The 10,713-nt window shown below is 40.7% G+C and carries 10 protein-coding genes; 2 read left to right on the top strand and 8 right to left on the bottom strand.

Annotation, left to right across the window (positions count from 1 at the left end; all coding sequences use genetic code 11):
* Positions 1-345: 345 nt before the first annotated feature.
* The 3 genes from ACE1CD_RS31580 to ACE1CD_RS31570 form a co-directional block, all read right to left on the bottom strand.
* A complete protein-coding gene (locus tag ACE1CD_RS31580; RefSeq protein ID WP_374791505.1) occupies positions 346-870 on the bottom strand; it encodes a hypothetical protein in 525 nt (174 codons plus the stop codon).
* A 43-nt stretch (positions 871-913) separates the two neighbouring features.
* Positions 914-1,345: a hypothetical protein gene (locus ACE1CD_RS31575; RefSeq protein ID WP_374827307.1), complete on the bottom strand. Its 432-nt coding sequence runs from the start codon at positions 1,343-1,345 to the stop codon at positions 914-916.
* 126 nt (positions 1,346-1,471) lie between these two features.
* Positions 1,472-1,660: a CsbD family protein gene (locus tag ACE1CD_RS31570; protein WP_190464141.1), complete on the bottom strand. Its 189-nt coding sequence runs from the start codon at positions 1,658-1,660 to the stop codon at positions 1,472-1,474.
* A 345-nt stretch (positions 1,661-2,005) separates the two neighbouring features.
* Here ACE1CD_RS31570 and uvrB point away from each other — a divergent pair, with 345 nt between their 5' ends.
* On the top strand, positions 2,006-4,003 hold the full coding sequence (uvrB, locus tag ACE1CD_RS31565; RefSeq protein WP_374827306.1) for an excinuclease ABC subunit UvrB: 1,998 nt from the start codon (positions 2,006-2,008) through the stop codon (positions 4,001-4,003).
* 210 nt (positions 4,004-4,213) lie between these two features.
* Here uvrB and ACE1CD_RS31560 read toward each other — a convergent pair whose 3' ends face one another.
* From ACE1CD_RS31560 to ACE1CD_RS31545, 4 genes are all read right to left on the bottom strand, one after another.
* Entirely contained in the window at positions 4,214-6,238 is a 2,025-nt protein-coding gene (locus ACE1CD_RS31560) for a DUF1036 domain-containing protein (protein ID WP_374827305.1), read from the bottom strand.
* 9 nt (positions 6,239-6,247) lie between these two features.
* Positions 6,248-7,411, bottom strand: coding sequence for a hypothetical protein (locus tag ACE1CD_RS31555; protein ID WP_374827304.1), 1,164 nt, complete (start codon positions 7,409-7,411; stop codon positions 6,248-6,250).
* The gene (locus ACE1CD_RS31550) at positions 7,332-8,147 is read right to left on the bottom strand and encodes a VWA domain-containing protein (RefSeq protein WP_374827303.1); all 816 of its coding nucleotides are present in this window, start codon (positions 8,145-8,147) and stop codon (positions 7,332-7,334) included. The genes ACE1CD_RS31555 and ACE1CD_RS31550 overlap by 80 nt, the downstream gene beginning before the upstream one ends.
* An 88-nt stretch (positions 8,148-8,235) precedes the next feature.
* Positions 8,236-8,904 (bottom strand): CFI-box-CTERM domain-containing protein, encoded by a 669-nt coding sequence (locus tag ACE1CD_RS31545; RefSeq protein WP_374791518.1) that lies wholly within the window; start codon positions 8,902-8,904, stop codon positions 8,236-8,238.
* A gap of 231 nt (positions 8,905-9,135) precedes the next feature.
* Between ACE1CD_RS31545 and ACE1CD_RS31540 the strand changes: the two genes are divergently transcribed.
* Positions 9,136-9,621, top strand: a complete 486-nt coding sequence (locus ACE1CD_RS31540) for a helix-turn-helix transcriptional regulator (protein WP_374791520.1) — start codon at positions 9,136-9,138, stop codon at positions 9,619-9,621.
* 310 nt (positions 9,622-9,931) lie between these two features.
* Here ACE1CD_RS31540 and ACE1CD_RS31535 read toward each other — a convergent pair whose 3' ends face one another.
* Entirely contained in the window at positions 9,932-10,711 is a 780-nt protein-coding gene (locus ACE1CD_RS31535) for an RDD family protein (protein ID WP_374827302.1), read from the bottom strand.
* Between the last annotated feature and the right edge of the window lie 2 nt (positions 10,712-10,713).

Genomic DNA, 10,713 nt, shown 5'->3' with positions numbered 1-10,713 from the left:
TTTGCAGTAATTTGTCAACAATTTGACCACTCCTCAAGCACCCCACTCCCCCATCAACCTAATGGTTGATTTTGGTCGGAGATGCTTTCTTCGTCGTCCGGCTTATATCCCCACTTAACATTCGTATCGGTGGGGACTTACACCGATTTTGTTAAAAAATATTATATAGGTATAGATATCTTTAACATCCAAATATAACCAAAAATATATATATTAATTTATATTAACTTATATTGCATTATATGACGGAATGGGATGTGTTTGCGGGCGCAAAAAAGAAAAAAACGATCTGGGCAGTACCAGATCGATCCCTTTGTCACAAACTTGCAATGGGAATAATAATTTTTACGATCGACGACCGCTGAGCCACTTGGCAGCCATGATACCGACAACAGCTGCAACGAGCGGATTGCTGAGAAACTTCATGATGGCGGGTTTTTCAGCCAGAACGTCTTGGAAAATGTCTGGGTGAGAGTGATAGGTATAGGAAGCCAATTTGCTTACATCGTCGGCGCTCATACGGCTGGCGTGGTGGGTAGAGAGTCCCAACTGCTGCTCTAGCTGGCGATCGTTCGATCCGCGTTCCTTCAAGCGCTTCAAGAATTCACGCGCAACGTCATCGCGTTCGTTTGGCTGAATCTTGGCGATCGCGCTTTTGAGTTCCGGTTCCATTTCGCTGGGAGGAATGCGATCGGGATGCAGGTTGCGACCGAACATTTGACGACGTTCGTCTACGGTAGAACGCTGTGCAAAATCATCAAAGTTATCGTATTCTCTGGAGGGGTCAACTTGCACGTCATTCATGGATTCAACCTTACCACTAGCCAAATCGTTCATGATTTGCCGTCTGTATTCTTCGCTGCTAGGCATTTCCTTATCTCCTGTTTCCTAAAAATTGTACTTGCTGTCAAAGTTATTGATACTGAATCTGTTTCGATTGGTCATCGTATCGAGCCGTCAAAATCAGTTTTTTATCAGGCGCGTACATCAGAACAGACACATCTTGATTGGGGAAGTTTTTATGAAAACCTTGCAGGAGCGATCGCGCTAAATTTTGTACTTCATTCGGCTTTACTTGCTGCGAAATCACAACACCCAATTTGTTGTTATCGCGCACGTAAGCGTCCTGGATTATTCCCTTAGCTGTTTGAACTACCCAATCGCCAAACTTCTGACCTGCCGAGGTACTACCGCGTTCTAGTTGAGTATAAGTTTGGCTACTGGCGACAGGCAGTTGCGGTCTTTGAGTAGCTTGAGAAACTCCACCACAAGCAGTAGTTACTGTCAAGACTAAAACTAGAACTAAGGCTGTCAAAATTTTGCGACTTTGCTGTATAAAACTCACCTCAATTTCCTCCAACACGACAGATGGTTGGTTAACCGATTATCTCTTTATCAGTACAATGGGTTAAATCTTTTCCAAAGGTCTAGATAACTGTTGAGCTACCTAGACCTTGGCCCTGACAAAGGTTTAGGCGCGATCGACTATTTCCTTAGCTTTGTCTTTGATATCTTCTTTGGTGTGCCGCGCTTCTGATTCCGCTTGTTTCATTTTTCCTTCAGCCCGATCTTCTGGATCGCCAGTGACGTTTCCCAATGCTTCTTGAGCTTTGCCTTCAATGTTTTTAGCGGTTGCTTTGGCTCTTTCTTCTAAGTTCATTTTCTTTCTCCTTTTTATGCGGTTTTCAACAGTCAACTGTAAAGGTAAACTGTTCTGTTCAATACATATTCACTTTATTAACAATTTTTGCCTTTAAGCTTCTCCCACAAGGTACATTGTTGGGCTTGTGGCTTGAGCCCAGCGGCCTATGCTCCAAGACAGATTGGATGGTAAAATAGGGGAATAAATGTTATTATATAAAAGTAGGTTCTATTTTCAAAAGCAATGTAAAACTTGATTGGAACGAGTTGATTTTAGAATCACAAAAAATATTTGTGAAGTTGGCAATCAAACCGCTAATTCTAGATGTCGTTATCATAATTAAGGTATCGTTGAAGAATGGTTATGGGGCAATTTAGTCTGCAAGCGCCGTTTAAGCCGACGGGCGACCAACCGCAAGCGATCGATCGTCTGGTCGAACATATCCAAGCAGGTCATCGCTGCCAAACTCTGCTAGGTGCAACGGGAACGGGAAAAACATTTACCGTTGGTGCTGTAATTGAAAAAGTGGGCAAACCTACATTAGTTTTGGCACACAACAAAACTTTAGCCGCGCAGTTATGTAACGAGTTGCGGGAGTTTTTTCCCAATAATGCCGTTGAATACTTTGTCAGTTATTACGATTACTATCAACCGGAAGCATATCTGCCAGTCACCGATACTTACATCGAAAAAACAGCAGCAATTAACGATGAAATTGATATGCTGCGACACTCGGCGACTCGATCGCTATTTGAACGGCGTGATGTAATTGTAGTCGCTTCGATTAGCTGCATTTACGGATTGGGTATTCCCTCGGAATATCTGAAAGCGGCGATTCCTTTGCAAGTGGGAAAAGAAGTCAATCAGCGACAGATATTGCGCGATTTAGCAACTGTTCAGTACAACCGCAACAATACAGAAATTGGTCGAGGAAAGTTTCGCTTGCGCGGCGATGTGTTGGAAATTGGCCCCGCTTACGAAGATAGAATTGTCCGCGTAGAATTCTTTGGAGATGAAATTGATGCCATTCGCTACGTTGACCCGGTAACGGGAGAAATTATTCAGAGTTTGGATGCGATCAATATTTATCCAGCGCGTCACTTTGTCACGCCAGACGAAAAATTGGAAGCTGCTTGCAATGATATTCAGCAGGAACTCAAAGAGCGCTTGGCAGAATTACAAAAAGATGGTAAACTGCTGGAAGCGCAAAGGTTAGATCAGCGCACGCGGTACGATTTGGAAATGTTGCGGGAAGTCGGTTACTGCAATGGTGTAGAAAATTATTCTCGTCATTTAGCAGGTCGTCGTGCGGGAGAACCGCCAGAATGTTTGATTGATTATTTCCCGAAAGATTGGCTTTTGGTGATTGATGAATCTCACGTTACTGTTCCGCAAATCCGAGGGATGTATAATGGCGACCAAGCTCGCAAAAAAGTGCTGATCGAGCATGGATTTCGTCTTCCCAGCGCCGCAGATAATCGTCCTTTGAAATCAGAGGAATTCTGGACAAAGGTGAATCAGTGCATATTCGTTTCGGCTACACCGGGAAATTGGGAAATAGAAATATCAGAAGATCGAGTTGTAGAACAAGTGATTCGACCGACTGGTGTGGTAGATCCAGAAATTTTTGTGCGTCCGACAGAGGGACAAGTTGATGATTTGTTGGGCGAAATTAAAGATAGGGTAAAGCGACAAGAACGGGTGCTGATTACAACTTTAACGAAGCGGATGGCGGAGGATTTGACGGAGTATTTGCAAGACCGAGGTATTCGGGTAAGATATTTGCATTCGGAAATTCAATCGATCGAGCGGATTGAGATTTTGCAAGATTTGCGATCGGGCAGTTTTGATGTGCTGATTGGGGTGAATTTGTTGCGAGAAGGTTTGGATTTACCAGAGGTTTCTTTGGTGGCAATTTTGGATGCAGATAAAGAAGGATTTTTGCGTGCGGAACGTTCTTTAATTCAAACGATCGGTCGTGCGGCGCGTCACGTTCAAGGACAAGCTATTTTGTATGCGGATAATCTGACAGATAGTATGATTAAAGCGATTGATGAAACGGAACGTCGGCGCAACATCCAAATAGCATACAACCGAATGCACGGGATTACACCTCAGCCAATTGTGAAAAAGTCCAGAAATTCGATTTTGGATTTTCTGGAAGTTTCGCGACGCCTGAATTCGCAGGAGTTGGAGAAAGCTTACGAACAGGCGGATGAACTGACTTTAGATGAAGTTCCGGAGTTGATTTCTCAGTTGGAAGCGCAGATGAAGGAAGCAGCGAAAAAGTTGGAGTTTGAGGAGGCGGCGAAATTGCGCGATCGCATCAAGCATTTGCGCGATAAACTGTTGGGACATTAAAAAAGGTATGTTGTTGCGCTTTAGCGCTAGATTCGATAGACCTCTCCAAAAAAGAATCTCAAAAGGCAGGCAGGATGCCTACCCCACAAGAATTTTTGGAGATGTCTAATATAGCATCACAACAACATACCTAGAAAATCGTTTATGTATTGTGACATAAGGCTGGGAAGTTGTGATGAGTTTTGTGAAAAAGGTGATAGTTGGTATGTGCTAATCATTAAAACTCCAAGTATTTGTTCCTGGAGAAACAGAAAACTTACTCATCGTTACACTTCTTTGGCTATTTCCACTACAACTATATTTGTCGCTATTCGGAATATCAAAAGCATTAATAATGTCTACACAAAATGGTGAATATCCTGCTCCCCAACTGCGCTCTCCTCTATTGTATGTCCCATGAATATATACATTGCCACGATAGCTTGTCCCAACAATAACTTCCGTACATTTATCAGGTTCAACTATCCACCAGCCTTTGGAACGTAATCCTTCACCATCCCAGAATACAAAGGCAGCAGCTATTGTTTTTTTTGCCGTTTTATTGCAAAAGTTTACATAAGTAGATTTCGTAAATTCATTAATTCTGGTTTGCAACTTATCATTTTGATTACTCAAAGAGATATTTTTAGTTTCAAGTTCTTTAATTCTACCTTGTAGTTGAGCAATATTTGTCTTAATCGAGTTTTCATTATCTTTTAGTCGATCGATTACCTTCTCCACATCGAGGTATAGCAATGAATCCTCTCCTTTGATGACATTAAGCAAATCTTGTATATAAATAGACAAAGATGGCTTATCTCTCCTTGGAACTAGCAAATTTTTCTCAATTATAATTCGTTCAATTTTCTTCCTAACTTGGTTTATTTGCTGATACTGGTAGTAAGAGAATCCGCCAAGACCAGTTGCAACAACTGTAGAAACTACAGCAATCGCTTTTACCCAAAAAGGAGAACTAGCTTTCTGAGTTTTTTTAGTCAGTGAAGTTGGTGAACCACTCATAAGTTGACTTGTACTTGAGGTAGAACCTCCAGGTTTCCATATTTGAGGTGGAGGATTTTGAGGTTGATTGGTGCTTGTAGTTCCACCTGTAGGATTCCAAGTCTGAGGTGAAGGATTTTGGGGTTGACTGGTAGTTGTAGTTCCACCTGTAGGATTCCATGTTTGAGGTGGAGGATTTTGAGGTTGACTGGTAGTTGTGTTTGTACCTCCGGGATTCCATGTTTGAGGTGAAGGATTTTGGGGTTGGCTGGTAGTTGTGGTTGTACCTCCGGGATTCCAAATTGTGACTGGGGGTGTTAATACAGCATCCAGAGAAGGTATTTTGCTGAAGTCTGTTAGCTTACAAAGTTTTTTAAGCTCATCAGCAATACGTGAAATGTTTGAAGATAGCTGAGAAAAGGTATTAAAAACTTGCGCTGTGTCGGGATTCTTAAAATCGACAGCAGAAAATAACAATCGTTCTGTATTGTCTAGGTTGTAAGCATTCCATAGCTGGGGTTTTTCAGCAATTGCTAGCATCGAGAGATAAATAACCAGTTGAGGAAAAAAGTCTATTTCAATACATTGCTTTGCTAGTGCAGATCTCAAGGGATGCTGATAATCAGGTATACCTTTAATTTCGTCATCAACACTGTTACCATCTACGGAAAAGTAAATGCTATCGTAGTCAATCAATTTTAAATTAACACCGCTACTGTCATTAACTAATATGTTGCCATGTTGTAAATCGCCATGAGCTATACCAGCCTGAACCAAATCTTTGGATAAATTAACCCAGGCTTGAGCTAATAAATCTAGTTTACTCTTATTATTAAGATTATCTCGAATAAAAGTTCTTAAATCCTTCCCCTCAGCCCATTCCATTTTGACAATTGGGTACAGGTTACCATCAACTCTAATTCCTTGGGCTTGAAAGTCACATTCAACAAAGTAAGAGGAACAAGAAACATTTTTGAGACGGTTTGAAACTTTGCTATAATGACTGGCAACGCTGGATGTGCTTTGCAGAAAACATCTGACAGCCCACAGCTTATTGGGATTAAAAGTTTGATATTTAAAAACACAGGCAAAACCACCTGCGGCAGTCCATAAATTTTTGATACCTTGAGTGTTTTGTATTTCTACAGGTTTACCAGAAGCTAATAAAGGGTCGATGTTTTTGAATGCAATTTGAGGATGGCGAATAGAACTGTAGTATTTACTTATGGTGGGATAGAGAGTGTGAGTTGCGTTCAAAGTATTACCTCATTTTGCTAACTTAACCTGAATTTTTACCCATTGACCATCCTTGAATGTACTTGACTCTTTAGTCTCTAAGGCTAAGTAGTTTCCGGGTAGCAAGTAACCCAAAAAATCTTGTGGCAAAAGTTCTTGTAGTTGAGGTTTATACATGAAGATTGGAACTGGTTGTTTTGCAGAAATATTTAATTTTTTATCTTGAGTATTAATGTACGATCGCGGTGTGAGAACCAACAATTGCAAACTTTCTGAACCTGATGGTTTTTTCAGCAAATAACCTATAGGCTGATTGCTGTCAGCGGAGTAAATAGGTACTGCTGGGGTAGTAGCTGTGTTACTCTTATTAGAAGTTGGTAGTTTGCTAATAGAAACATCAGAAGCTTGAGATGTAGGTCTGCTAGTATCTGAATTTTTATAATAAGGTTCGATAACCAGATAAAAAATATTAACCAGTAAATTTATTATTCCAAGTAATACTGTAATCTGAATACCAGTCCATATACGTTTACTTATATTTAAATTCTCTTTCAGCGTAACTTTATGACGACTTGGAGATGATTGAGAATTAGATTGCATAGTTTCTACATTAACATCTGTGCTTGCAGATTCTGAAGAACCTACTTTGTTTTGTGGAATTTCAGCAATTTTGATTCGGCAAATTGTTGTGTCATCATTTTTAATTAGTCTGTCTCCTCTTAGCTGTTCAATAAAATTTTTAAATTCCTCTAGCGTTGAAATAGAAATCAGCTTTGTCCATCTGTCGCTTTTACTTTCCAAGTCTTTGAGAACCCATTCTGCTAACGCATCAGTAGCTAGTAAAAATACGTCACCTTCTTCGTAAGAACCATGCTGGTACTTTGGCGGGGAAGACTTTTGTTCAGGTACACTATGAAAGCAGTCTGTTACTGTTTTAAAATTTTCGGATTTATTAATAGGAAACGCTATAAACTTATTCACTCTGGTTTTGATATGAAATAAGCAACTATCCCCAACTGCTATGGCTTCCCAGATTTTTTCCCCAGTTTCACTTAGCGGTCGAAATTTTATACCTACAAAAGTAGCCGAGCCATAATTTTCTTTTCTGATTGCTTTAACGTTCCAGGGAGCGTTTTTCTTTTGTATTTCTGCAAGCCAAAACTTTCTCCATTCTTCTTGTGCAGGTCGCTGCACGTTCCAGCATCACAGGCGGTAACTCGCTAGAGATGTCAAACAAGAACTTAGCATTACCTTCTCCCTGTGGTAGTTCACTATGCGAAGACGGTAGTTCTACTCTGGCGGCTCTGCCTTCCGAAATGTGAATATTTATAATTAAAGTAGTGCCATCACTCGTTCCTAATTTAGACAGTTTTGAAGCAGCATTTTGGGCATCTGGTTGACTATCAGGCGCACCATCAGTGATGTTAATTACAATCGGTGGAAAACTTTCCTGATGGTTTTTTGTCCAGTTATCAACTAAATTATAAGCCATCTCAAAAGCCGCTGCCATTGGTGTTCCACCACTGGCAATTGGCTCGATCCAAATAGGAAATTGATCGTCAACTTCCACCAATCCACCAGCACCATCAGATATTTTCCTCTTTACGGTATCGACTCGGAGGCAGTTTTGTGCTAACTCTTGCATCGTCACAATTTGTTTAGAAGCCAAGTTACCGGAAAAAGCGTTTGTTGCTGCATTTCCAGACGCACCGTAACTCAAAACTGAAATATCGCATCTGTTCTTGATAACAGAACCTGCGGTGCAAGTTAGACCTATTTCCCGCAACACATTATTGACAGCTTTGGCGCATTCTTGTGCTTTAGTTCCTCCTGACGAACCGCCAAAGGCAGATGACATAGAACCGGATTGGTCGAGCAAAAGTAGAATGTAACCTGGATTTTCGCTACTGAGCGATTGAGTGTATGGCATAGCAGTACCAATCTTTCCTAAACTAAAACGAACAGATAGTTTCGTGGCATTATTGGATATACTCACGATGGACAATACCAATCATTAATCAGCTTCGCATCCGCCTAGCTAGATGCTCCAAATAATGACGGATAAATACTTTGAGCGCTGGCTTGTTGCTAATATATGTAGCTATCGTAGGGCTAACTTTGTAATAGAATATCACCAGTTGTTTACCAAAACGATTGCTTAACAATTTGCGGTCTCGAAATTCTCTGAATGTGTCTAAGTCAGGATGTGTGGAAGTTGAGTAAGCTGCTGTGGCAATAAAACAAGAAGAACTACTACTTTCAGTATCTTGAGCTAAGCTATCAATCACTTCGTCAAAAGTAATTGCTAATCTGACAGCTAAGTATTGTGCGAACTCTCTAGCTTTTCTAATTTCGCGTTTTGCTTTGAAAGCTGCATACAGTTCTTCTAATGAATCATAGGAATCACTATGTTTTCTATCTCCACCCTTCCAACCATAGCCTTCGTCAATCCAGTACTCCTTACGCCACTTTCCTTGCCTATCTTGAGTAATATAGGCTATTCCAATTGCATTGTCTGTTTTGCTATCAAAATATAGATGATGATGTAATTTCCTCTTTTGCGGGTCTGAATCGTTATAAAAGGGAATCAGTAGCTGACTTCCATCTTTTAAGTTTTCTACTCTTATATCCCTGATGCGACCGTGAGGCCCATCAAAGTAGGATAAATATTTATCTCCTTTTGCCATAGTCTTTTTGAAAGGCTCCTAGCTATTGAAGAATTGCCGGTAAGCATTGCCAGTCATTATCAGCTTGAACGTTTGCCCTCACTACCTGTTGAACTGCACATCGCTGCGTTGTAACTTTCATAACCTTGCTTTTCTTTGATAATAAGCTAGCTCAAGCTCAGCCTTTACTAAGCCAAGACTGCTATTTAAGCTAGGATCTGGCTAGGAAAAATTTTATGAAGAACCCTTGCTATGCCATCTACCAACGAACAATTTACCGAAGCGGCTAACCACTGGGACTTGGAAACGCTGTATACAGACTTAGCTTCGGCTAAGGGAAAGCGTCTGACACCCGTTGAGAAGCTACATTTGCGGGGCTTGCTTTGCGGTTACAGTCCCGCTGAAATAGCTCAAATACTTCATAAAAGTATTAAGGGTGTTGAAAGCGAAGTATGTACTACTTTGTATCCTTATGTTAAAAATCTTTTAGGTAAATGTAATGAAAAAGTGGAGAACTGGCGAAATATTTGCGAATGGCTTGAGGAAGCTGGTTATAAATGTAATTTGTATCCTCAACAATTGAATAATTCCATACCTGTTGATATTTTAGGAAAAATTGCTAATATAAAAATCGAGAAAGATAAAATAACAATTGAAATCGATCTGAGGCAAACAAACGAGCAATCCTCAGAACTTCCGAAACAGAATTTAAACTTCGATGATAATAATACTAATTAGGTTGCGCGATCGCATCAAGCATTTGCGCGATAAACTGTTGGGTCATTAACAGTAGGGTGGTCATTGCCCACCTTACTTAAAAGCCTCAATTAATCATTTTAATGTCGGCTCTTTCGGATTTATGGGTAAAAATGTGCGTTAATGTTACAGTTGATTGTGATGGTGGGTGACGGCACGGGAACTAAATTATCGATCGAAAGTGTTGAAATTATCGCCCGTGCCTAACCCACCCTACGATTAGATAAGTTTTTGTTAAAATCACAAAAACTGGAATATTTAGGATAGAAACTTTCATGGGTAAGGTATAAATTTAATAAGAAGATGATTGCTGCTGGTAAGCGAGATACACCGCTTCTAAAAATACATCTGCTGTCAATCCTTCCGGCAAGTTTTCTAACTCAATTACGTTTCTCACTTGACGAGCCATTTGTAAGCTCAAATCTGCTCTTGCATTGGCTGTCATTGCGCTACGCCGCTGCAAATACTCGCGAATGGTGGCAAAGTCATCGGGTAATAACTGGGAGATATTTGCCATTCGCGGTAGTTGTTTGGATAGCTGTTGAGCTTGTTCGGAAATGGGAAAGTTTATTGTGGCGACCAGATATTCTTCTTGAATGACCAGCGTTCCGGCTACCATGTCTCCCAGTCGCTTTTCTCGTTTTCCCAAAATGATTAAAAAGGCTCCTATAAATAAGGTATCATCTATCGATCGCAATAACGCTCTCAATGTAGCTTGTTGGATACCGACTCGACGACCGTCGTCCCGAATTACGCGAATTTTGGCGTAGCGTTTTCCGGGTGTTTGTCCCTGCCAAAATACCTCGAAAAATACGAAGTAACCTACGTAAATAATGAAGTTGAGCAGGAATGCGATCGCAAGCAGCCAGATTCCCAGTTTCTGTATATTTCTGAACGCTTCTACTACCTGTATGGCAAATGCAATCCAGGTAATCCAGAACAAAAACAAGGTTAAGAATAAGACAATATAGTCAAGCAAGAGGGCAAAAGCACGATTGCCAATTCCGGCTAAAGTGAATTCCAGTTCTACACTTTCTGGTGTTTGCAGTGTGATTCGATTAAAAAAGCGCATGA

The sequence above is a fragment of the Aerosakkonema sp. BLCC-F183 genome, from assembly GCF_041929145.1.
GTDB lineage: Bacteria > Cyanobacteriota > Cyanobacteriia > Cyanobacteriales > Aerosakkonemataceae > Aerosakkonema.
Note: the sequence above shows the minus strand (reverse complement) of the source record. Positions and strands in the feature narration are given on the sequence as shown.